We start from the raw sequence: 23,145 nt of genomic DNA on the forward strand, positions 1-23,145 counted from the left end.
ATGGGACACGTCGACATCGGCGGTGGCGTCAGGCTGCACGTCCAGCGCATCGGCCCGCGCGACGGACGGCCGGTCGCCGCGACCGCCGTCCTCGTTCACGGCCTGCTCACCGACAGTCTGGCCAGCTACTACTTCACCGTGGCACCGGCGTTCGCCGCCTCCGGCATCGACGTCGTCATGTACGACCTGCGCGGCCACGGCCGCTCCAGCCGCCCCGCCACCGGCTACACCCTCGACGACAACATCGACGACCTGGAGGCCCTCCTGGACCGGCTGGAGGTGACCGGCCCGGTCCATCTCGTCGGCAACTCTTACGGCGGGACAGTCGCGTTCGGCTATGCCGCCCGGCACCCGGAGCGGGCCGCCAGCGTCTCCCTCATCGAGTCGGAACCGGCGACCGCCGCCTGGGCGGGCAAACTCGACGGCATCCTCGGCCGGGTCAGTCACGAACTCGCCCACAACGAGGCCGACGCCATCGCCTGGATCACCGCCAACCGAGGCCAGAACACCGCCCGTCTCGCCAAGGGCGCCGCCCGGCTGGCCCGCGAGACGACCCTCGCCCAGGACATCCCGGCCAGCCGCGTCCTGACCGACGACGAGACCGGTTCCGTACGCTGCCCGGTGCTCGGTGTGTACGGGGGTGACTCGGACCTCGCCGAACTCGCGCCCTGGCTGGAGTCGGTGCTGCCCGACTGCCGGACCGTCGTCGTGCCGGGGCACGAACACTCCGTGCTCGTCGAGGCGTCCGGGACGGTCGGCGGGCACATCCTGTCGCTCATCCTCGGTGCGGCGGCCCCGGTTCCACTGGCGGGGGCGGAAGCACGGTGAGCCGTTTCCTGTTCGTCGTGCCGCCGCTCGTCGGACACATCAACCCGGCTGTCGGGGTCGCCGCCGAACTCGCCTCGCGCGGCCACGAGTCGGCCTGGGTCTGCGCCGATCCGGGACTCGTGCGGAAGCTCGCCGGCGAGGACGTCACCGTCTTCCCGTGCGCGGGGCCCGTCCCCGGCTCCGGGGACGGCGTACGGCCGCCGGACGTGCGGGGGCCCGAGGCGCTGAAGTTCCTCTGGGAACACTTCCTCGCCCCGCTCGCCGAGGAGATGGCCCCCGGAGTGGCCGCCGCCGTAGGGGAGTTCGGGCCTGACGCCGTAGTCGCCGACCAACAGGCCCTCGCCGGTGGCCTCGTCGCCGAGCGGCTGGGACTGCCATGGGCGACCTCGGCCACCACCTCCGCCGAGTTCACCGACGTACTGTCCGGCATGCCCAAGGTCGCCGAGTGGTTGGACGAGCTGCTCGCGGGCCTCCGGGACTGCGTCGGCGATCCCGCCGGCACCGCCGACCCACGCTTCTCCCCGCACCTCGTACTCGCCTTCAGTACACCGGAGTTCGTCGGACCGGACGCCCGCACGGGCGACCAGATCCGCTACGTCGGCCCGTCCGTCGCCGACCGGCCCGCCCCCTCCGGCTTCCCCTGGGACTGGCTCGACCCCGCCCGCGCAACCGTCCTCGTCACCCTCGGCACCGCCAACACCGATGTCGGAACACGCTTTCTGACCGAGTGTCAGCTGACGGCACGGGAGCGGGCGGACCGGATGCAGACGGTGATCGTCGATCCGGCGGGCGTCCTCGGAAACACCCCGGCACCGGACGGGGAGCCGGCACCGGGCGGAGAGGACGACAAAGACGTCCTGATCGTCCCCTCCGTGCCCCAACTCCCGCTCCTCGAACGGGTCGACGCCGTCGTCTGCCACGCCGGGCACAACACCGTGTGCGAGGCGCTCTGGCACGGAGTACCGCTCGTCGTCGCGCCCATCCGGGACGACCAGCCCGTGGTCGCCGGTCAGGTCGTGGCGGCCGGGGCGGGCATCCGGGTGCGGTTCGGGCGGGTCACCGCGCCGAAACTGGGCGCCGCGATCGACGCCGTACTGCACGAGCCCGGTCACCGCCTCGCGGCGAGCCGGATCCGTACCGCGTTCCGGGCCGCCGGAGGTGCCTCGGCGGCGGCCACCCATCTTGAGCAACTCGCCACCGGCGCGCCCGCCAAGGAGACGGTATGACTGACGACGAGCACGGCACCAGCACACCGAAAGCGGCGGAAGCACCGGAGGCACCGGAAACGGCGGACGCGCCTGCTGTTCCCAGCCGTGCCGAGCAGGTGGCCGCCCTCCGGCCCACCTACCAGACCGACCTGGCCCACGGCCTCGACCGCTTCTTCGAACCCCCGCGCACCAGTTGCCCCTGGTGCGGCTCGGCCCGGCTCACGACCCGGCTGCGGACCACCGACCTGCTCCAGCACAAGCCCGGACGGTTCGTGCTCGACCGCTGCGAGGACTGCCGGCACACGTTCCAGAATCCTCGACTCAGCGCCGCCGGGCTGGAGTTCTACTACCGCGACTTCTACGACGGGCTCGGCGAGAAGCAGCTCGGCAACACCTTCGCGGGCCGCACGAAGATGTACGAGCAGCGGGCCCGCGCCCTGCTCCCCTTCGACGACGCGCCGAAGAACTGGCTCGACGTCGGCACCGGCCACGGCCACTTCTGCGAGTCGGCCCGGGTCGTCCACCCCGGCACGACCTTCGACGGGCTGGACTTCACCGACGGCGCCGAACTCGCCGAACGGGCAGGGCGCGTCGAGCACGGCTACCGGGGCAGCTTCACCGAGCTGGCCCCCGAACTGGCCGACCACTACGACGTCGTCAGCATGTTCCACTACCTGGAGCACAGCACCGAGCCCCCGCTCGAACTGGAGGCCGCCCGGCAGGCCATCCGACCCGGCGGACACCTGGTGATCGAGGTCCCCGACCCCGACAGCCGCTACGCCCGGCTGCTCGGCCGCTGGTGGCTGCCCTGGCTCCAGCCCCAGCACCTGCACTTCGTGCCCGTCGACAACCTCCGCCAGCGGCTCACCGAGCTCGGCTTCACGGTGGTCCTGGAACAGCACGCCGAGCCGCACGACCCCGTCGACCTGCTCGCCGCCGTCTGGCTGGCCCTCGACAACGCCGCCCCGCGCGACAACCTCCCATGGCTTCCGCAGCCCCCGAACGCCCTGCGCCGCACCCTGCGCGGAGCCCTGCTGCTGGCCGGCGTCCCGGCGCTGATCCTGGGCACCCTGCTGGACCGCTTCGCCGTCCGCCCGATCTCCCACCGCCTGGGCGTCTCCAACGCATACCGCCTGGTGGCCCGCCGAGACTGACACCCTCACCGCCACCAGCGGCCTATCCGGCGGCCCCCGCCCCCCCGGGCATAGAACCAGGCCGACGCGGGGCACGCCCGGCGAGCCCGGGGGTGAGCAAGGTGGGCAGCACAGTGCGCGGGGATCACCGCCCGGGGTGCGGTGCTGTCGCGCCCTGGCGCGTGTAGGCATGGAAGCGTGGGCGGGCCCGATGCCGGCTTTGCCCGGCTAGCCAGTGCGAGCCGGGCTGAGGCCGGTGTGCGGGGATCATCGCCGGGGTGCGTTCTGCCGCGCCCTGGCGCGTGTGGGCGTAGAAGGGTGGGCGGGCCCGTTGTCCGCCTTGCGCGGCTAGCCAGTGCGAGCCGGGGTGAGGCCGGTTCGCGGGGGATCACCCCCGGGGTGCGAGCTACCGCGCCCCGGCGCGTATGGGCGTAGAAGCGCGGTGGCGCCCGGAGCCGGCCTCGCTCGACAGGCCCGAGCGAGGCCGGCGTACGGCACGTCAGGACACGGCACGGCAGGGCACCCCGGCAGATCACCCCGCCGCATCACCCCACCAGTGACCGCACACCACACACCACACCCGGTCACCGCAACCCCCAGCGGAGCGTCACAGCACCTTGGCGCGCACCAGCAACGACAGCACGAGGGCGCCCGGCAGCAGCGGCAGCCAGACCGTCAGGACGCGGAAGCCGACGACGGTCGCGGCGGCCAGGGACATCGGGGCGCCCATCGCGGCCAGCGTGAACACCAGGGCCGCGTCGACGGGACCGATCCCGGCCGGCGCGGGCACGGCGCCGACAGCGGCGCTCGCGGCGAGGTAGGCGAAGACCACGTCGGGCCAGGCGATCGGCAGCCCCAGCGAGGCCCCGACGCAGGCCAGCACCGCGGCCTGGCACAGGGAGAAGCCCGCGGCGCCGCCCCACAGCGCGGCGACCCGGACGGGCCGGGTGTGCAGCCGCCGCGCGTCGGTCAGGGCGGTGCGCAGACCGTTGAGCAGGGGGCGCCGCAACGGACGTACGAAGGCCAGCACCAGGGTCACGACGGCCACCGCGCCGGCCACGCCCAGGACGATGGGCAGCAGTGTGCCCTGGTCGGGGAGGACGTCGGCCGTGGTCAACGAGGTCGGGAAGGTCGCCAGGAGCGCGAGGATCAGCAGAAGCTTCGCCACCGGTTTGACCAGCGAGTACAGGGCGAGGGACGCGGTCGCGCGGGCCAGCGGGATGCCACGGCCGGTCAGGAAGCGCAGGGTGACCGCGTGGGCGCCGAGACCGGCCGGGAGGACGTTGTTGGCTGCTCCGGCGGCGAACTGCGAGGCCAGCAGCAGCCCGGGCGGCAGCCGCTCCGGGATCGCCCCCTGCCGGGCGAACGAGGCGGACACCCAGCACAGGAACGTGAACGCGGCCCCGATCGCCAGCCAGCCGGGGTCGGCCGCGGTGAGCCGCAGAGCGCCGTCGTGCAGGACCGGCCAGTTGTCGACCGCCCAGATCCCGATGAGCAGGAGCGGCAGCAGACAGAGCACCCGGCGGGCGTGCCGCGCGCCGGGGAAGCGGCGGGCACGGGAGGCCGGTGAGGGACAGTCCGAGATGCCCTGAGGAGGCGACTGGACCGTCGGAGCGGGCGGAGCTATGGGAACTACCGGAAATGAGGACACAGCGCGCGTCGTCCTTCCACGTTGCGCCCACGCGCTGCGGGGGCGGACGGGGGGAAATGAAGAGCGAGGCAAGGGGGACAACAGGAGCGTTCCCAGTCCGCGTGACGGGGTGGTGTCCACGAAGAGAAGGGGTGAGGGCGGACGGGCGACACAGCTGATGTCTGATAAGCGTTCTGTCAGAGTCTCCCCTTGTCGCCTCCTGTCAATACGTCCTTCGCACCGCGTCCGTTCAACGCCTTCGCCCCGCCGTCGGTTCCCGCCCCTCCCTCACCGGCGACTCACCGGTGACTCAAGGGGCGGCGCGGTGCGGGCCGAACTCGCTCAGCGCGCCCTCGACGATCGCCTCCAACCGCGCGTGGTGCGCGCCCCGCCAGTACAGCCGCTCACAGTCCGCACACTGGGCGAAGACGTCGTACGTCCGCCGGGTCCCGTCCTCCAGCCGGTCGCCGACCGTCTGCTTGTCGGCCCGCGACAGCCGGCCGTTGCAGGCGGTGCACCGGGTCCAGGGTGCGAGGACGGGCGCGAAGCGGCCGAGTACGTCCCGGAGCTGGTCGTCCGGGCGGTCGCTGTAGACGTACGCCCCGGCCCACAGCTCCCGGCGCCGCAGCAGACCCCGGTCCCGGGAGAGCAGCACGCGTCGCTCGGCCGCCGACAACGCGGCCAGCGCCGGGTCGCCGATGTCCTCGTTCTCGTACGCCGCGTCGACGCCCAGGAGCCGCAGCCGGCGGGCGAGCGTGCCCAGATGCACGTCCAGCAGGAACCGCAGCGGCGCCCCCGGCACCGACTGCGGTCTGACGACGGCACCGACCTCAACCGTCTCGCCCGCGCCCGGCACATACGACACCGGCACCTCCCGGCCGTCGACCAGCAGCCGCCCGGCCTCGGTGAGGGGTACGCCGAGCGACTCCACCACGTGCCCCAGCGAGGACGATCCGTCGGTGACCACGGCCGTCCGCCCCACACGTCTCTCGGACGGGACGAAAAGCCGCAGCTCAGAGGCGAAACTGATGACGATCTCCGGTCTGCTCACGCGGCCAGCATGCCATCGCCCCGGCCGGGAACGCCCGCCCGTTTCCGGTGCACTACTGTCAGCGCTCTCAACAGCCCGGTCCGGTACCCCGACCGGGCGGTCGGCCTCGCTGGTGGGGGAGTACGGCAGCATGCAGTTCGAACGTACGGGCGTGCCCGGCTACGAGGTCGTCGAGGTGCTCGGCCAGGGCGGGTTCGCCACCGTGTACCGGGCCCGACAGCTGTCCGTGGGCCGCGAGGTCGCCCTCAAGATGGACAGCCGCGTCCTGGCCACCGACCGCGACCGCCAGCGGTTCCTGCGCGAGGTCACCGCGGCGGGCCAACTGTCCGGCCACCCGCACGTGGTGGCCGTCCACGACGCCGGGGTGCTCGACAACGGCCACCCCTACATGGTCCTGGAGCTGTGCCCCGGCGGTTCGCTCGGCGACCGCCTCCAGCGGCAGGGCCCGCTCCCGGTCGCCGAGGCGCGGGACATCGGCGTACGTATCGCCGACGCGCTGGCGGCGGCCCACGCCGACGGCGTACTGCACCGAGACATCAAACCGGGCAACATCATGATCGACCGTTACGGGAACGTCGGCCTCGCCGACTTCGGGCTGGCCGCGATGCCCCGCCCCGGCCAGGAACTGTCCGTCACCCGCGAGGCGTTGACGCCCGCGTACGCCCCGCCGGAGGCGTTCCGGCTGGCCGAACCCACACCTGCCGGGGACGTGTACTCCCTCGCCGCCACGATCTACGCCCTGGTGCACGGCAGACCCCCGCACTTCCCGGCGGAGGGCAGCCTCGGTGTCGCGGAGGTCATAGTCCGGCACACCTGGCCCCTGCCGGACCTCCCCGGAGTGCACCCCCGCTTCACCGAGGTCCTGCGCCACGCCATGGCCCCCGACCCGGCCGACCGGCTGCCGAGCGCGGCAGCGCTCCGGGACGCGCTGGCCGCCGTGGACCTGGCGGGCCCGGCGGACCCGACGGGCGCCACTTCCGTGCCGATTACCGTCCCCGGCGCTGTCCCCGTCCCTGTACCCGGCGCTGTTCCGCCCTCCGCTCTGTCGACCACCGTCCAGCCCCCGGCCGCCTCCCCGCGCGGAAGAACGGTCCGCGTGCGGCTCTCCGTCGCGGCCGTGGCCGTGGTCCTCGTCGGTACGGGCGGGACGCTGGCGTACCAGTACCTGCCCTCGTCGACGACGGACGCGCCCACCACTGGCCCCTCCTCCGCCTCCGCCTCCGCTTCGGGCGGGGCGACGAAAGCCACGATCGACGGGTTCGGCGTACCGACGACGACCGAGAACTGTCCCGCGGCCGAGGTCGCCGGCATGCACGGCCGCTGCACCACCACGGCCGAATGCTGGGGCGGCATGGTCGTCACCGTCGGCATCGTCAGCGTGAACCGCTCCGACTGCCTGGTGTCCCACCCGTGGGAGACCTTCGCGATAGCCCCGCTCCCGTCGACCGGGATGACCAACAACCAGCGGGAGCTGGAGAACCACCCGGACGTCCGCAGACTCTGCTCGCGCTCGGTCCTCGCGGCGTCCAGACAGGGCGACGCACGCGAGATCGCCCCGGACCGCTGGACCGTCGACGTACTCCCGCCCACGCAGACCGAGTACGCCGACGGTCTGCGCGTCCTGCGCTGCGTGGCCACGATCACCGGGGAGGAGTCGACCGGGGCCCACTTCCGGCCCCGGACGTGAGCCGCGCGCCGACTCGCTGACCGGGAACCGGCCACCACTGCCCTGCCACGAGCAGGGCAACGATCAGGGCGCGGAGACCGAAACGCCAGGTCAAAGCGCCCTGAACCAGCGTCACTTGAGCGCGCCCATGGTGACGCCGGTGCGCCAGTAGCGGCGCATCGCGATCATCATGATCGCCATCGGGACGATGGAGAGCAGAGCGCCGGTCAGGACCAGGGAGGTGAGGTCGATGCCGGACTCCGCGCGTTTGCCGGACCAGTTGTACAGCCCCAGGTTGAGCGTCCAGTTCTTCTCGCCGCGCAGGACGGTCAGCGGCAGGAAGAAGGCGTTCCAGGTGTTGACGAAGGCGAGCAGAAAGACCGTGGCGCCGCCCGTCGTCATCATCCGCAGCACGATGCTGACGAAGATCCGCAGCTCCCCGGCACCGTCGATGCGGGCCGCCTCCAGAAGCTCGAAGGGGATCGTCGCCTCGGTGTACACCTTGGCGAGGTACACGCTGAACGGGTTGATCAGGCAGGGGATCAGCATCGCCCACGGGGTGTCCACCAGCCCGATCTCCGAGAACAGCAGATACAGCGGGAGCGTGAGCAGCGCGATCGGGACGAGGAACGAGCCCACCACCGCCGCGAACACCGCACCGCGCCCGGGGAAGTCGAAACGGGCGAGGCCGTAGCCGGTCGCGAGGGCGATCAGCGTGCCACCGGCGGAGCCGACACCGGCGTACAGGAACGAGTTGGCCGTCCAGCGCAGGAAGATACCGTTCTCGTAGGTGAACACCTGACGCAGGTTGTCCCACAGGTGCCAGCCGGAGAACCACAGGCCGTTGCTCTGGTAGAGGCCCGTACGGTCCTTGGTGGCGGCGATGACCAGCCAGTACACCGGGAACAGGCTGTACGCGCTCGCCAGCACCAGTCCGACCAGGACGAACCGCTGCCCGCCGCGCGAACGCACCCTGGGATCAGGCCGGTTGAGACGCCGCGCCGCAGACGACCGGGACTGTTTCGGCGACTCGGTGGTGGTCGCGGGCGTGGTCGTGGCCATCAGTCGGTCTCCTTCGAGGTCAGCCGGTAGAAGAGGAAGGAGGCGACACCCAGGATCAGGGCGAGCAGCACCGACAGGGCGGCGGCGTAGTGGTAGTTGCCGGCGTTGAACGCCTGGTTGTAGATGATCATGATCGGCGTGAAGCTGTCGTCGACCGTCTGCGGAGTGATGTTCCGGAACAGTGCGGGCTCGTTGAAGAGCTGCAGCATCTGGATGATCGAGAGCATCCCGGTCAGCACCAACGCCCCCCGTACGAACGGGATCTTGATGCTCAGCGCGACCCGCCACTCGGTCGCGCCGTCGAGCCGCGCGGCCTCGAACAGCTCACGCGGTACACCCTGCAGCGCCGAGTAGATGATCACCATGTTGTAGCCGATGCCGTGCCAGGTCAGCAGGTTGCCGATGGACGGCCACACCATCGCCGGCGCGAAGAAGTTCCAGGCGAGACCGAACACGTCGCCCAGCGGGGTCAGCGGGCCGACGTCCGGGCTGTACAGGTTGATCCAGACGACCGCCGCGACCACGCCCGGGATCATGTACGGGACCAACAGCATGATCCGGAACCGGCTCGCCGCCCGTGAGGTGAGCGTGTCCAGGAGCAGGGCGAGGACCAGGCTGACCACCAGCATCACCGGAATCTGGACGCAGGCGAACAGCACCACGCGCAGCACGGAGCCCATGAACTTCGGGTCCGTCAGGCCTTGTTGATAGTTGTCGAGGCCGGAGAACTCGTCGGTCGTGCCACCCAGGCCCAGCCCCGAGGACCGCGAGTGGTACAGCGACTGGTAGACGGCGTACCCGATCGGCAGCAGATAGAGGAAGACGAAGCCGAGCTGGAAGGGCACCGTGAACGCGGCGCCCTTCCAGCGCAGGGAGCGAATCATCGGGATGTGCCTCAGCCCTTGACGTTGATACCGCGGGACTTCAGGTCCTTGACCGTCCACTCCTGCATGTGCGCCAGGAGGCCGGCGACCGTCTGCTTCTTGCTGACCACCTGGCCCCACTGGCTCTGCATCTCGGAGAACATCGCGGTCCAGTCCGGACCGAAGGTCCAGTCGGTCGTCACGGTCTTCAGGCTGTCCTTCACGATCTGCTGGGCAGGCTGGTAGTTCGAGCCGAGCAGCTTCTCGGAGATCGCCTCGGGCACGTACGCGTCGCTGTCGGCCAGCGCCGGCATCACCCCGCTGCCGGTCTCCGGGCTCGCCATGGTCCTGACCGCGCCGGCGTCGGTGGACATCCACAACGCCGCCTCGGCCGCCTGCTCCTGGTGCTCGCACTGCTTCGACACCAGCGTCAGGTTGCCGCTCTGGTTGGTGCCGGCCGGCGTCTTCGCGGCCTCGCCCTGGTACGTCGGCCACGGCGCGAGCGCCCACTTGCCGAAGGAGTCCGTGAAGTTCTGCACCATCCCGGACATCTGCCAGGTGGAGATCTGCCGGGTCGCGGTGCCACCCTTGTCGTAGTTGCGCTGCACGGCCGCGTAGTCGGCGAAGGACAGCTTCGAGTTCAGGTCGTTGTCGATGATCTCCTGGATCACCTTCGCCGCCTTGAGGGAGCCGGCGTCCTGGAAATCCACCTTCCAGGAGTCACCGTCGATGGAGTACCAGTGGGCGCCCGCCTGCATGGCCAGCACCTCCACGGTGCTCGGGTCCTCACCGGCGTAGTTGGTGATCTTGACGCCGTGCTTGTCGAGGACCTTCCCCGCGGCGATGAACTCGTCCCAGGTCGCAGGGGCCTTGAGCCCGTACTTCTTGAAGATGTCGGTGCGGTAGATCGTGAACGCGGGCGCGGAGGCGGTGGGCACGCCGTACGTCCTGCCCTGGACCTGACCGACGGCCCACGAGCCCGGGTTGAACCTGCCCCTGCTCGACTCGACGTACCGCGTGATGTCGGCCAGCGCGCCCTGCGCCACCCAACTCGTCACGTACTCACCGGTGTTCTGCAGCAGACAGGGAGCGTTGTCGGCCTTGACCGCGTTGCTCAGCTGCTTCTGCATCGTCAACTGGTCGGTCACCTTGGTGTACTTCAGCCGGATGTCCTTGTGCGAGGCGTTGAACGCCTTGACGACCGCCTCCTGACCGTTGGCCCAGCCCCAGAAGTCGAGGGAGACCGGCCCGGAGGACCCCGAAGCGTCGTCGCCGGAGCCGGAGCCGGACCCGCCGCAGGCGGAGACGGTGAGCGCGAGAGCGCAGACAACTCCGGCGAGTGCGGGGCGCCTGAATCTGACGGACATGAGCGTGCTCCTTAGGTATCACCAGGTAATCGCCAGGTGTCGCCAGGTATCGCCACGAGCGAGGAGGAGGGGAACCGTCGAGTATGTAACCGTTTGCCGTGCTGGACGCTAGGCCGCGTCCGGCCGAGAAGCAAGAGGTCGTGAGACTCCTGTTTCGCGCAGCTTGCTCGCGGGTTACGTTCTGCCCTCGCTGACCTGCGGTTTCCACTTCAGTATTGGTTCGGGAAAGTGAAGGCCGCGTGATCCCGCTCCCCTCGGGGGCATTGACCCGCCCGGAGCGCCGGTCTTAGCGTGGAATACGTTTACATCTTTCCCTTTCCTCTTCCCCTTCCCGTTTCCCCCGTGTGCTCCCCGCACCGAAGCAGGAGTCCCATGCCCCCCGTGCCTCCCATGTCCGCCGCGTCCTCCGTGCCCACGGCACACCTCCCGGCAGCCCTGTTCGCGATGGACCCGGTGCACCTGCCCGAACTCTTCCCGCCCGCCCTGATGGAACGGCTGGGGGAGCTGGCACGGATCGACCCCACGCTGGTCGTCCAGGACTTCACCGGCCCCGGGGCCGCCGCCGCACTGGCCGAGGCGGAAGTACTGATCACCGGCTGGGGCTGCCCACACATCGGCGCCGACGTCCTGGCCGCCGCACCCAGGCTGCACACGGTCCTGCACGCGGCGGGCAGCGTCCGCAGCCTGCTCTCCGACGCCGTCTGGGAGCGCGGTCTCACCGTCTCCAGCGCGGTGGAGGCCAACGCGCTGCCGGTGGCCGAGTACACCGTGGCCGCTGTCCTCCTGGCCGGCAAGGACGCGTTCGGCCTGCGTGAACGTTTCCGCCGCGAGCGGGTCCACCCGGCTCCCCGCGACTACGCCCACGTGGGCAACCTCGGTCGCCGGGTCGGTGTGATCGGGGCCTCGCGGGTGGGCCGCCGGGTACTGGAGCTGCTGCGCCCGTTCGAGCTGACGCTCACGCTGTACGACCCGTACGTGGACGCCGAAGAGGCCGAGGCGCTCGGCGCGACCTCCCTCTCCCTGGAGGAACTGCTGCGCACCAGCGACATCGTCACCCTGCACGCCCCGGACATCCCGGAGACGTACCGCATGCTTGACCGCGACCGGCTCGCCCTCGTTCCCGACGGCGGCGTCCTGATCAACACCTCCCGGGGCGCCCTGGTGGACCACGTCGCGCTCACCGCGGAACTCGTCTCCGGGCGGCTCGGCGCCGTACTCGACGTGACGGAACCGGAGCCCCTGCCCGCTGCCTCCCCCCTCTACGACCTGCCGAACGTCTTCCTCACCCCGCACATCGCCGGCTCCCTGGGCAACGAACTCGCGCGACTGGGCCGGACGGTGGTGGACGAACTCGCCCTGCTCAACGCGGGGTTGCGGCCAGCCCACCAGGTACGGCACAGCGATCTGGCGAGGAGCGCGTGACGGGCGGGCACGGCTCGGCCGCGTCAGCGTCAACGTCCGCGTACGGCGGATGTAGTCGCGAATGTAATCGCTTCCATTCGCAAGGGGGGAAGTTGCTCCACAGCCACCGGTCGGCACACCGGCGATGCAGTAACGTCGGAACGTGACGGAGAACGGAACCGAAGCCCGGAAACCGGGCCCTCGCGCCCCCTCGGGCAAGCGCAGACGGAACGGCGCCGACGGCGACCGGCCCAGCACGATCCGCGATGTCGCGGCCAAGGCGGGCGTGTCGGTGGCAACCGTTTCCAGAGCCCTGGCCGGCAGCCACCCCGTCTCCGTCGCCACCCGGGCCCGTGTCATGGCGGCGGTCGAGTCACTGCACTACGTGGTGAACGTGCACGCCAAGGCCCTGTCCGGCGGCGTCGCCGGCCCAGTCGCCCTCGTCATGGAACAGCTGATCGGCCCCTCGTTCGCCGATGTGGCCGCCGGAGTCGAACAGGAGGCGGCGGCCCGGGGCCGGCTGAGCCTCGTCTGCACCACGCACGGCGACCAGAAGAGGGAGCACGACCTGGTCCAGCTGATGCGGGAGCAGCACGCGGCGGCGGTCATCCTCGTCGGCGGCGCGGTGCTCGACGAGGCGTACCACGAACGCATGGCCGAGTACGCCAGGGCGCTGGACGCCGTCGGCTCCCGCCTGGTGCTGTGCGGGCGCCCACCCCTGCCGGGCGACCTGCCGGTCACGGTCGTGGAGTACGACAACCGGGGCGGCGCCTTCCAGGCGGGCGACCACCTGCTCACCACGGGCCACCGGCGCATCCTCTTCCTGGGTGGCGACCCCACGATGAGCACCGGGGAACAGCGCCGGGTGGGCTACCTCCAGGCGCTGCGCGCCCACGGCGTCCCGTACGCCGAGGAGTTGGACATCCCCGGTACCTACACCCGCGCCTCGGGCTACGACAGGATGCGGGACGCCCTGAAGGCGGGCCTGGAGTTCACGGCGGTTTTCGCGGGCACGGACATGGTGGCCACGGGAGTACTGGCGGCCCTGCGGGAGTCGGGCCTGGACGTCCCCGGCGACATCTCGATCATGGGCTTCGACGACGTACCCTTCGCGGCCGACCTGTCGACGTCGCTCACCACGCTCCGGGTGCCGTACGAGGACCTGGGGCGCACCGCCGTACGACTGGCACTGGACGGGGAACGCCGCACCGCGGGCGGCGACCACGTGATCCTGGGGACACAACTGGTGATCCGGCAGTCGGTAAGGGCACCGGGGGCGGGGCGGGGGCGGAAGAAGCGAACGTGACGGGGAACCGCTGCGATCGCCTCGCCAAGGGGGAACAGGAGGCGCTCGTGCTGGTCACGCACGAACTGCCGAACGCCGAGATCCCTCTCCCGGCACCTGGTGATCATCGCCCACGAGAGCGGCCTCGCCGAGCGCGGGATGCCGACCGGAGGAACCGCGTCGGGCCCGGTCGGCGCTGACCCTCGTTGCCGGCCGCCCGGGTGATGTTGCGGGCCATGCCACCGAAGACGACCGCGTGGAAGGGAGACACGGACCACCAGTAGACGTGCCCCAGCAGACCGCGCGGGTGGAACAGGGCCCGCTGACGATAACGGGTCCCGCCCTCACCTTCCCTGTCCGTCTCCACGTACATCTCCAGCCAGGCGAGGCCGGGCAGACGCATCTCGGCCCGTAGCCGCAGCAGCCGCCCGGGCTCGATCGCCTCGACCCGCCAGAAGTCCAGCGAGTCGCCGACCCGCAGTCGCTCGGCGTCGCGTCGCCCGCGGCGCAGGCCCACACCCCCGGCGAACCGGTCCAACCAGCCCCGCACCGCCCAGGCGAGCGGAAAGGAGTACCAGCCGTTGTCGCCCCCGATGCCCTCGATCACCTTCCACAGGGCCTGCCCTGACGCGTCGACCGACAGCTGCCGCTCGTCCTGGTAGAGGCTGCCGCCGGCCCAGTCGGGGTCCGTGGGCAGAGGATCACTGGGCGCCCCCGGCAGGGCGGCGGACGACCACCGGGTGGCGACCTGTGCCTCCCGCACTCTCCGCAGCGCGAGTGCCAGTGCCTCGTCGAAGGGCAACGGCCGACCAGGAAGGTCCGGAACGAACCGTACGATGTCGCGTTCGCGGCAGACGACCTCGTGGCGCAGCGACTCCGTGAGCGGCCGGGCCAGGGCGGCGGGCACGGGCGTGACGAGACCGACCCAGTGGCTGGACAGCCTCGGGGTCAGCACCGGAACCGGCACGATGAGCCGCCTCGGCAGTCCCGCGACGGCGGCGTAGCGGCACATCATCTCCCGGTACGTCAGCACGTCCGGCCCGCCGATGTCGAACGCCCGGTCGACGTCGTCCGGCATGGCCGCCGAGCCGACGAGATAGCGCAGTACGTCCCGCACCCCGATGGGCTGGGTACGGGTGTGCACCCAGCTGGGGGTGACCATCACCGGCAACCGCTCGGTGAGGTACCGCAGCATCTCGAAGGAGGCCGACCCCGAGCCGATGACGACTCCGGCCCGCAGCACGGTCGCCGGCACCGGCGAGTCGAGGAAGATCCGCCCCACCTCGGCCCGGGAACGCAGATGCGGGGACAGCGAGTCCGCGGGTACGCCCTGCGGGGTCAGCCCCCCGAGATAGACGATCCGCCGCACCCCTGCGACCTGAGCCGCCTCGGCGAAGACACGCGCGGCCCGGCGATCGGTCCCCTCGAACCCGGATCCGGACCCGAGGGCGTGCACCAGGTAGTAAGCGACGTCGATGCCACCCATGCCGGCAGCGACCGACTCGGGGTCGGTGACATCCCCGCGAACCGTCTCGACACCCCCCGCCCAGGGATGATCACGCAACTTCTCCGGCGAACGGACCAGACACCGCACCCGGTACCCCGCCTCCAACAACTCCGGCACCAGCCGCCCACCGATGTAACCGGACGCCCCGGTGACCAGACAACGCAGCTTCTCGGCCCCGCGCCCCTCCGCGACCCGTTCCTCACTCGTGCCCACGATCGCGCCTCCACGAGCTCACTCCGACACCGTCACCCCACCGTCCGATCATGACCGCAACGGCACGACCACGCCCGTCGCGGCGAGCTCCACGCAGAGAAGCGCTGCAGAAAAGAGGCGGAGGCACTGGGATCTGAGAGCCACCCGACACCGCGCGTGGGCCTTTGTCCTGCGACGGACGCTCCGACGTTACGGCCGACAGTGCATCCCTCTCGGACGCCGGCGTCAGACTTTGATGACGGTGATGCGAGAGCCGCACAGGGCGGTCAGATCCTCGGGGTCTGAGGTGAGAACCGTGACCGGACCGGGGGCGGCGAGGGCTGTGGCGCCGAGCATGGCGTCGATGGCGTACTTGTGGCCGTGCAGACCGGCGTCGGCGAGGAGGGTGGCGGCGTGACGGGCAACGGGTTCGGTGACCGGTTCGATGACGAGGCGGGACAGAGTCCATTCCAGAGCCGGGCGATTGATCCGTGGGTGGATCACCTCCGCAAGGGTGGCTGCGGAAGTGACCACCCGTAGGTCGTCGGCGCGGGCGAGGGCGAGCCAGCCGGTGACCGTACGGTCCCGCAGGACGGCCTTGGCCAGCCCTTCACTGTCGAGAACCAGGGTGCCGCCGGGGACAGCGGGGGACGGGGTCACGCGGCGGTCGCCCCGCCTCGGGTCTGCTGCTCTCGGACTTGGTGGAGTTGGTCGCGCAGGGCCTGAATCTCTTCGTCGGTGATGGGGCCGTGTTCGGCCTCCGCGACCGTGACGAGCTCATTGAGGTTGTCCCGCTCGATCTGACGGGCAACGGCGGCAGCGACGTAGGCGGACAGCCCGGAGGGCCCACTGCGGGCCTTGGCGGCTTCGGCGATATCGCGCGGCATGGTGATCGAGTACTTGCCGGTAGGCTCACTCATGCTACCTATCCTACCTAGCATCCCCCATTGGTTGAATGAGGCTGGCAGAGGCAACGCCAAAGAGCGGGACTCAGTGAGACTGGTTCCCGCTCTTCATGCTTGGCGGCTGCGCTGGTCAACCGCACGATCTGGCTGGCGCGAGGTGGCCACGGACCGGCCGGTGCCGACTCCGCCCGTCTTGGTGGCGATCCTCCACGAGCACCTGAAGGAGTTCGGGACCGCCGAAGAAGGGCGGGTGTTCGGCAACGAACGCGGGGGAGTTGTCGGCTCATCCACGTACTGGCGGGTGTGGGAGGAAGCGCGGGAGTACGCCCTCCCGCCGGATCGCGTTGACTCGCCGCTTGCCGTACGCCCTGCGGCACGTGTGCATCACGCGATGGCTGAATGCTGGGGTACCGATCGCTGAGGGAACCCGCCGGTCGGCAACTCGCCGGAGGTCATCCACCGCCGCTATCACGGTTGTCTCGATGGTCACGAGGAAGCCGCGCCGGGGCCAGATCGGCAACCCGGTCTGGGCGCATGGGACCTCGTGATCGTCATCCCGTCGGTCGTCTGCACCTTGATCCCCGCTAGAGCTGCTGCGGTTGCAGTGAGGGGCTGGGGTGGAGGCTTGTTCCTATTGCGAGTATTTTCTTTTTTGGGCGTTTTCGCCCTCTTTTCACCGTCAGTGGGAGGCATCAAACTGGCGAGATGGCTGAGGCATCGCCCTACGACGAACAACTTGACACACTGATCGCGTTAATTACATACATGGGACTAACGAGATGGCGTAGTCGCTCCCCCAATGGACTGGCCCAAGATCTTGGTCTATCCGAAATGGCCGTGGCGCGGGCGCTTAATGAATTTCCCGGAATTTTTAGAAAGAGTGCGAACTTGTATCCCACTGGAGTTGGTCTACAAAACTCTTATACCTTGCATGCACGCTTTGCGCGAAGAAGGCCTCGGGGGGAAGATCCTGCTAGTCAGCAGCGCCCAAACACTCAGAACCTGGCACTGCTAAGTGATCCAGAGCCCACTCAAGACGGAACTGGGGAAGAGTTAGACGCCGACATACTTCGAGCGTTGTTGGATTTTGTCACCGGTCGAGCAGAGGCTGAGCGTTCAGCGCGTCTGCACTCTACATCTCAGAAATATATTCTTCTTGGTGTCGTAGTGGCCTCTTTGGCCAGCTTGCTTACTACCGTGGTCCAAGTACTTCGATAACTATGTCATTGATGAAACATCGTGTGCAATATCGACTCCGCAGCGGGCGTGCATCTCTATCGTCGTGGGGGTCAGCTGCAAATGTCAGAATATTCTGATCCGTAGCTGTACAGAGATCGACCAATGGGGGCATGCACGATGTTCACAAGGGTCGCTGTACTTCGCTGCCGCACTGCCTCTGTCGCGATTCACTTATGGACGGGGTAGTTCCGCACAGCGGAAGGGCAAGAAGCTCTCATGGGGGAATCAACCGATGAAGCGAACGCACGCCAAGCGGCGGCAGGCGACCGGCTGTGGCAGCACTGCCTTCACGAGGACAATGTGCGCTACCAGCAGGGAAACCTGTTCTTGGTAGCTCAGTCCCTCTTGGCCGTGGCCTACGCCACCATACTGGCTTCTGGTGACAGAAACCTGCCCTCTGCTCAGGTGATCGCAGCGTTCGGGATCGTATCCACGGTTGGCTGGTTGTACGTCGGACACCGACATTTTAAGTACTTTCGAGCGATACAACGCCGCGCAACTGCATTATTCTCTGAGTATGCGGAGACTTTGACGTGTCGGCCACCGGGTTGGAGTTCGCTGCCACTAATCGTCTATGCACTACCCTCGTTTGCCGCCCTGATGTGGATAGTTTTGCTGGTGATCTCATAGATGGCTGCCCATCGCCATCAGCTTGGGAAGCTGGGGGTATTTGGAGCGGGGAAGGATACTGAACTGGGCGTTCGCCTGGCACCAGCTCTTATTGCGCTCGGTCGCTTTCACCGTGGTTCCCCGCTGTTCCGCGCTCTACCTGGTGCGTTTGTGGTGCGTCGGCCGTGTCCTGGCGCGGTGCTGTCGACTCGTCGGCTCCTCCGTACAGATCGGCGCGTAGACGCTCCTTGGCCGCTTCGAGGCGTGGGTCGTAGCCGGGCATGAAGATCTCGATCAGCGTCTTGTCCAGCGTTCCGGAGATCGCGTAGATCGGCGACCAGACGGCTCGGTCGTGCACGATCCCTTCAAGGTCGTCGGACTGGAACATGACTTGGTAGAGCCAGTCCGACAGCACGAACGCTTGGTCGCGCGTGAGTCTGATGGTGATCGCTTCCTCGTCCACGCCCTCAACCTAGCTGCCGCGACTGGCGGTGTCTTGGGCCCCAGCTTCCGTACAGACCAACACGCTTTCCAACTGTGGTGGTGTCCCTCGGGGCCCGTACAGGGGCGTTCACCTGGGTTCATGGGCGGTTGGATCGCGAGACGAGACCTGCGTGCGGTCCTTCCTGAACGGCCGTGAACTGGACTGAACGAGACGGAAACTGAGACGGAGAGACACGCGGGGCTGAACCGCCTGACCCGGTGGGATCGCTGGTCTGACAGCTTCGTCCGTACAAGGATGCTGGCATGCGCTGGACCCGTGAAGAGTACGAGATGCTCAAGTTGACTCGCCGCTATGTCACGCGCGACCGTCGGTATCTCAAGCTCGGCGGCGCACTTCTCGGTATGGGTGGGCGCGACCGAGCCAAGTTCATGCGGACGCTGGGCAAGGCTGCCGGTGAGATCAGTCCTCGTGAACTGGGCGTGCTGCTCGACCGAGGATGGCGCGAGAGGGGAACGGCCGCCTGGCTCATCGCCGTTGCCGGCAGAACCGAGTTCCGGGAACGTCTCGGCGAACTCCTGCTCGCCAGTGCGGGGCCCTTCGCGGGGCAGGATTACTGCGTTGCCCTGGCCACCTTCGGCACCTCCGCCGACGCTGACCTCCTGGTCGCTTACCTCGACCGCTACCTGCCTCGCCTTGACCTCTACTACGACCAAACGGCCGCCCTTGGCGCGCTCTTGCTGCTCGACGCCAAGCTCGGTACCGATCGCACGGCCCGGTTCCTCGTCCCGGGCGGACTCTGGCAACAGTGGATCGACGGGCCGGCCAGCAAGGCACGCGACCACCCCGAAGACCCCGACGAGTACCGGGAGTCCATTGGGATGCTCTGCGCCTTCGCTGATGAAGCTGCCAAACACTGTTCGATCTGATCCTCAGCCGACGACAGCCCGCCACGATGGCGGGTTAGTAGCTGTTGTCGTTCCGATCTTGAGGGGTGTGCGTCGAACGGGAGTCTCGATCGGGTGGTTGGCGCCGGCTGCGGGCATGAAGGCAGGGCCTCTTGGTAGCTCGGGGTTGCGAAGCCAACCGAGATCCAGGAGACCCTGTTGCCGCAGTTGTACGTGCACACGCCGGTGGAGTTCAACTCGGCTGCACCGACGTGTGATTGTGTCGCCCACCGGTTCGGAAACGCAGCCGATCACCCGGAACGTGTTCGGCGGTATCCCTCGGACATGACGGACGCGGAGTGGACCGTGGCCCGGCCGCTGCTGCCCGTGCCGGGCTGGCTGCGCGGCCGGGGCGGACAGCCGGAGGCGTACTGCCACCGGGCAATACTCGACGCGATCCGCTACCTGGTCGACAACGGCATCAAGTGGCGGGCCATGCCCGCCGACTTCCCGCCGTGGGACCGGGTCTACGCGTTCTTCCGCCGCTGGCGCGACCACTGGCTGGTCAAGGAGTTCCACGACCGGCTGCGCGCAAGGATCCGCGAAAGGGACGGGCGCGACACGGAGCCGACGGCTGGCGTGATCGACTCGCAGTCCGTCAAGGCGGACGCCGTCGTCGGTGCGGACAGCCGCGGCTTCGACGGCGGAAAGCTGGTCAACGGGCGCAAGCGGCACGTCGTGGTCGACACGCTCGGCCTGCTGCTGGGCGTGATGGTCACCGCCGCGGACACCGGCGACCGCGCCGCCGCCCAGGTCCTGCTGCGGCAGGTCGCCGACGCCCACCACCGGCTGGAGCTGGTCTGGGCCGACGGCGGCTACACCGGCAGCCTCGTCGAGCGCTGCCTCACCGTGCTCGCCCTGGTCCTCGCGATCGTCAGACGCAGCGACGACATGCGCGGCTTCGTGGTCCTGCCCAAACGGTGGATCGTCGAGCGCCTCTTCGCCCACCTGATGCGCACCCGCCGCCTGGCACGCGACTACGAACGCCGCACCACCAGCGCCGAAGCGATGATCTACTGGTCGATGACCCTGCTCATGACCCGCCGCCTCGCCCGGCCACACCCGCAGCGAGCGTGAACCGTCCCGGCTGCCCCTCGGCCAGCCAGCCCCGCGCGACCAGTCGCTTCGCCTTCGACCGCAGCGCCTCCACCTTGGCCGGCACCACGTCAAGACCGAACAACACGGCCAACTCCTGGCAGGTCAGCGGACCTTGACGGAGCCGGTCCCGGTCCGCGAGCGCGGTGAGGATGCGCTGATAGTCCACCGACAGCACCGACCAGGCCAGCCCCTCACGCCACATCGGAACCTGCGACTTCCTCTTCGCTGCCTCCGGCACCTGCGGCGTCTTTCCGGTCTGCTCCCCGGCGGCTGGCGCGGTCCCCTCGGCCCGGGCGGGGTCCTGCCCGCTCTCGTCCACGGGGGCCAGCACCTCGCCGACCCGCGAGCAGGCGATGGCCCACTCCCTCCATTCCCGCTCGGCCACGGCCAACTCGGCCTGGACACGGTCGGCTTCCTCCCGCAGCTCGTCAACACGACGGCGAGCACCCAGCTCACGCTGTTCCAACAGCCCAACCACCGACGGCATCCACGACCTCCCGGGCAGCGACAACACGACAGGCCACAACTCCCACGGGATCGCCGACCCTACGCCTGACCAGCGGAAACGCAGTCCTCAAGTCCGGAAAGACAACAGCTTCTTAGCCGACCGATGAGGCGCGCGTATGCCTCGCTGCACCCCCACCAGCCTCAACCACGCTGCCGGACCGTCGACCAGGGCAAGCCGCGACGACCGGCCCGTGACGACGGTGCGGAGCCCTCAGCTTGGGAAGCTGAGGTGTTTTTGGGCCTGCTGGGCGCCTGACCTGCGGCCGACCGTGCGGAACTGCTTCGACGCTAGCGGTTCAGTACTCGCCATTCCCCGTGGCTCCCCGCTCCACCTGGCACGGATCTGGCACGCTCTGAGTGGTGAGGCAGCCGACCCTTGTCGCACCCCGGGTCGCGGCCTTTACCGTGCGGACGACCTCACCGCTCAACAGGTTATGCCCTCTGGTCCGTAGCTCTATGTGGATCGGTCAGTGAGGGTCAGACCGGTCGTTGAGGAGCCATGGGCGGATCCTGTTAGACGGGGTTGGTTGCTGAGGTTGCGGTACCTCTCTGCTGTACGCGACTTGGGGTGCGCCAGGCGGTCAGGCGCGGCGCCATGCTTCGAAGAATCGCTCACGGTCCTGTGCCGTTTCGAACTCCCGCCGACTGGCCAGCGCGACGCGCCATGCGCTCATCTCTGCGTCCCGTAGCCACAGCTCGCCCCCGTAGCGGCCACTAACGCCGAGGGTGCCGTTGTCGAGGACTGAGCCGATGACCTCAGCCACGGCCGTTCGCTGAGAGGGCGTCAGCTCCTCCAGGAAGCTCAGGACGCGGGAGGCGATGCCGCCCTCGTTGCCGTCATGGATGCGGTCGAAGTAGCCCTGGCCCATGTTGCCAGGGTGGACGTTCCAAGCTGCGCTGCCTCCGGTGTCGCGGATGCGCTCCCAGAAGTTCCTCCCTTCTGTGGTTCCCGGCAACGGAAGCGCCGCGAAGAGGTCGATCAAGTGCCCGTTGGCAGCTTGGCTGTAGGCGGTGTCACAGGTTGCAGCAGCAGCGATCTTGGCAACGTGGCTGACAGTGAGGCCGCTATCTTCGGGCCAGGCGAGCGGGACGTTGAGCTTCTGGGTGAGGTGCTGTTCTAGCTCGTCGTGCTCATCAGGCTGTTCGCTGCCGATACGCCGGTTCACGATCAAGCTGTCCCCCTGGGGCTGCGGTCCGATACTCGGACTTGCCAGCATGCCAGCGCCAGAAGCCTCGGTGTGAGTGGGTTTTGGACGAGCTGGGTCCCCATCGCGAGCACTCATGCCTCGGCCGAGCGACTGCTTCGTCCCGAAGCAACTTGGGTGGAGACTCTGCCTTGGGCTGGGGTGCTTCCTACCTGCGCTGATGGCCACAGACGTTCGCACTCGTCCGCCGGTGTTCGTCGGCGTTGTCACGCAGTTAGACACTCACAGCTGCCGTTTCGCCGAAGAGCGGACACGCGGTGAGTGCATCACCAAGGATTCAGTTGTTCGACTGCCCTTCTGGCGCGGCGCTGTTCATCGGCGCAGAGGGCGCTTGGGACCGCTCTATGCGACGCTGGCGGGCACGTGCCACACGTGCCGGGGACTGAAATAGCTCGTTCAGTACTTCGTCCATGAGCGTCAAGATCTCTTCGGCCACCTCGTGATCAACTGAGGTTAGATCGCCATGTGCTGCCTCATTGCCGCCGAAGCGCACTTCGTGTGCTGCTTCCTTGATGTGCCCGCGCAACAGTCCCAGGTTATGCAGCTCATCGATCTTCGCGATCAGGTTCCCTCTTGTTACCCCTTTCTCCTTCGCGGATGCCTCGACGACTGCACGAGCGAGCGTGACGGCAGCTCTGTCTGCCTTGATGGCGAGGCAATCGTGTGCTTCTACTGCGAGTGACTCGATGGCTTCCGGGACGTCAGCAAACGTCCTATTGGACCTGGCTGGAGGCAGCCATCGGGGCTCCTGGGCTTCTGGGTGGTTCCAGAGATCAGAAGGAGTGTCGTCCCATGGGTCCGTAGGCTGGAAGTCAGTCCATCCGTAGGCGAGGACTAGCCGACGGCAGTTGGCACATTGATAGGTCTCAAACCCTACGTTGAGATGACTGTTCTGGTCGGAGACAATCTCGGCACCGCCGACAGGTCTCATGTGAGCCAACCGTCCGCACCATCCGCATGTCGTGCTCGCCATAGTCGGAGACTGAGCTTGTTCCGCTTT

At 68.7% G+C, this 23,145-nt stretch carries 20 protein-coding genes and 1 pseudogene; 9 read left to right on the forward strand and 12 right to left on the reverse strand.

Going from position 1 to position 23,145, the window contains the following annotated elements:
• Genes OG241_RS38310 through OG241_RS38320 form a run of 3 tightly spaced genes read left to right on the forward strand, consistent with a single transcriptional unit; the run spans nt 1 to nt 3,190 of the window.
• Nucleotides 1–828, forward strand: coding sequence for an alpha/beta fold hydrolase (locus OG241_RS38310; protein WP_405822137.1), 828 nt, complete (start codon nt 1–3; stop codon nt 826–828).
• A complete protein-coding gene (locus tag OG241_RS38315; RefSeq protein ID WP_405822139.1) occupies nt 825–2,054 on the forward strand; it encodes a glycosyltransferase in 1,230 nt (409 codons plus the stop codon). The genes OG241_RS38310 and OG241_RS38315 overlap by 4 nt, the downstream gene beginning before the upstream one ends.
• Nucleotides 2,051–3,190: a class I SAM-dependent methyltransferase gene (locus tag OG241_RS38320; protein WP_405822140.1), complete on the forward strand. Its 1,140-nt coding sequence runs from the start codon at nt 2,051–2,053 to the stop codon at nt 3,188–3,190. Before OG241_RS38315 ends, OG241_RS38320 begins: the two co-directional genes overlap by 4 nt.
• Nucleotides 3,191–3,776: 586 nt before the next feature.
• On the opposite strand, the gene OG241_RS38325 is transcribed toward OG241_RS38320, so the two are convergent.
• Nucleotides 3,777–4,820 (reverse strand): YbhN family protein, encoded by a 1,044-nt coding sequence (locus OG241_RS38325; RefSeq protein ID WP_405822142.1) that lies wholly within the window; start codon nt 4,818–4,820, stop codon nt 3,777–3,779.
• Nucleotides 4,821–5,109: 289 nt separating this feature from the next.
• Nucleotides 5,110–5,850: a Mut7-C RNAse domain-containing protein gene (locus OG241_RS38330; protein ID WP_405822144.1), complete on the reverse strand. Its 741-nt coding sequence runs from the start codon at nt 5,848–5,850 to the stop codon at nt 5,110–5,112.
• Between the two features lie 130 nt (nt 5,851–5,980).
• On the opposite strand from OG241_RS38330, the gene OG241_RS38335 reads away from it, so the two are divergent.
• Nucleotides 5,981–7,537: a serine/threonine-protein kinase gene (locus tag OG241_RS38335; RefSeq protein WP_405822146.1), complete on the forward strand. Its 1,557-nt coding sequence runs from the start codon at nt 5,981–5,983 to the stop codon at nt 7,535–7,537.
• A 111-nt stretch (nt 7,538–7,648) separates the two neighbouring features.
• Here OG241_RS38335 and OG241_RS38340 read toward each other — a convergent pair whose 3' ends face one another.
• Genes OG241_RS38340 through OG241_RS38350 form a run of 3 tightly spaced genes read right to left on the reverse strand, consistent with a single transcriptional unit; the run spans nt 7,649 to nt 10,808 of the window.
• A complete protein-coding gene (locus OG241_RS38340; RefSeq protein WP_405822148.1) occupies nt 7,649–8,578 on the reverse strand; it encodes a carbohydrate ABC transporter permease in 930 nt (309 codons plus the stop codon).
• The gene (locus tag OG241_RS38345; RefSeq protein WP_405822150.1) at nt 8,578–9,462 is read right to left on the reverse strand and encodes a carbohydrate ABC transporter permease; all 885 of its coding nucleotides are present in this window, start codon (nt 9,460–9,462) and stop codon (nt 8,578–8,580) included. The genes OG241_RS38340 and OG241_RS38345 overlap by 1 nt, the downstream gene beginning before the upstream one ends.
• Nucleotides 9,463–9,473: 11 nt before the next feature.
• A complete protein-coding gene (locus OG241_RS38350; protein WP_405822152.1) occupies nt 9,474–10,808 on the reverse strand; it encodes an ABC transporter substrate-binding protein in 1,335 nt (444 codons plus the stop codon).
• Between the two features lie 372 nt (nt 10,809–11,180).
• Here OG241_RS38350 and OG241_RS38355 point away from each other — a divergent pair, with 372 nt between their 5' ends.
• Together OG241_RS38355 and OG241_RS38360 are read left to right on the forward strand one after the other, a co-directional pair.
• The gene (locus OG241_RS38355) at nt 11,181–12,230 is read left to right on the forward strand and encodes a hydroxyacid dehydrogenase (RefSeq protein ID WP_405822154.1); all 1,050 of its coding nucleotides are present in this window, start codon (nt 11,181–11,183) and stop codon (nt 12,228–12,230) included.
• Between the two features lie 142 nt (nt 12,231–12,372).
• Entirely contained in the window at nt 12,373–13,515 is a 1,143-nt protein-coding gene (locus OG241_RS38360; protein ID WP_405822155.1) for a LacI family DNA-binding transcriptional regulator, read from the forward strand.
• Nucleotides 13,516–13,618: 103 nt separating this feature from the next.
• On the opposite strand, the gene OG241_RS38365 is transcribed toward OG241_RS38360, so the two are convergent.
• From OG241_RS38365 to OG241_RS38375, 3 genes are all read right to left on the reverse strand, one after another.
• Nucleotides 13,619–15,214: an SDR family oxidoreductase gene (locus OG241_RS38365; protein ID WP_405822157.1), complete on the reverse strand. Its 1,596-nt coding sequence runs from the start codon at nt 15,212–15,214 to the stop codon at nt 13,619–13,621.
• Nucleotides 15,215–15,439: 225 nt separating this feature from the next.
• Nucleotides 15,440–15,853: a type II toxin-antitoxin system VapC family toxin gene (locus OG241_RS38370; RefSeq protein ID WP_405822158.1), complete on the reverse strand. Its 414-nt coding sequence runs from the start codon at nt 15,851–15,853 to the stop codon at nt 15,440–15,442.
• Nucleotides 15,850–16,113, reverse strand: coding sequence for a CopG family transcriptional regulator (locus OG241_RS38375; RefSeq protein WP_405822160.1), 264 nt, complete (start codon nt 16,111–16,113; stop codon nt 15,850–15,852). Before OG241_RS38375 ends, OG241_RS38370 begins: the two co-directional genes overlap by 4 nt.
• Before the next feature lie 136 nt (nt 16,114–16,249).
• Here OG241_RS38375 and OG241_RS38380 point away from each other — a divergent pair.
• A pseudogene (locus OG241_RS38380) lies at nt 16,250–16,600 on the forward strand (site-specific integrase); the annotation flags it as partial.
• Nucleotides 16,601–18,055: 1,455 nt separating this feature from the next.
• Here the strand turns inward: OG241_RS38380 and OG241_RS38385 are convergent.
• Nucleotides 18,056–18,409 carry a hypothetical protein gene (locus OG241_RS38385; protein WP_405822162.1) on the reverse strand — a complete coding sequence of 118 codons (354 nt, stop codon included), beginning with the start codon at nt 18,407–18,409 and terminating at the stop codon, nt 18,056–18,058.
• Nucleotides 18,410–18,693: 284 nt separating this feature from the next.
• Between OG241_RS38385 and OG241_RS38390 the strand changes: the two genes are divergently transcribed.
• A complete protein-coding gene (locus OG241_RS38390; RefSeq protein ID WP_405822164.1) occupies nt 18,694–19,317 on the forward strand; it encodes a DUF6000 family protein in 624 nt (207 codons plus the stop codon).
• A 303-nt stretch (nt 19,318–19,620) separates the two neighbouring features.
• Nucleotides 19,621–20,412: an IS5 family transposase gene (locus OG241_RS38395; RefSeq protein WP_405812650.1), complete on the forward strand. Its 792-nt coding sequence runs from the start codon at nt 19,621–19,623 to the stop codon at nt 20,410–20,412.
• Here the strand turns inward: OG241_RS38395 and OG241_RS38400 are convergent.
• The 3 genes from OG241_RS38400 to OG241_RS38410 all read right to left on the reverse strand — a co-directional run bounded on the left by OG241_RS38400 (nt 20,369) and on the right by OG241_RS38410 (nt 23,076).
• A complete protein-coding gene (locus tag OG241_RS38400; RefSeq protein ID WP_405812652.1) occupies nt 20,369–20,920 on the reverse strand; it encodes a hypothetical protein in 552 nt (183 codons plus the stop codon). The two genes, OG241_RS38395 and OG241_RS38400, sit on opposite strands and share 44 nt — an antisense overlap.
• A gap of 601 nt (nt 20,921–21,521) precedes the next feature.
• Nucleotides 21,522–22,106: a hypothetical protein gene (locus OG241_RS38405; protein WP_405822166.1), complete on the reverse strand. Its 585-nt coding sequence runs from the start codon at nt 22,104–22,106 to the stop codon at nt 21,522–21,524.
• A 316-nt stretch (nt 22,107–22,422) separates the two neighbouring features.
• A complete protein-coding gene (locus OG241_RS38410) occupies nt 22,423–23,076 on the reverse strand; it encodes a DUF4145 domain-containing protein (protein WP_405822168.1) in 654 nt (217 codons plus the stop codon).
• Between the last annotated feature and the right edge of the window lie 69 nt (nt 23,077–23,145).

The organism is Streptomyces sp. NBC_01390, assembly GCF_045040105.1.
Classification (GTDB): Bacteria; Actinomycetota; Actinomycetes; order Streptomycetales; family Streptomycetaceae; genus Streptomyces.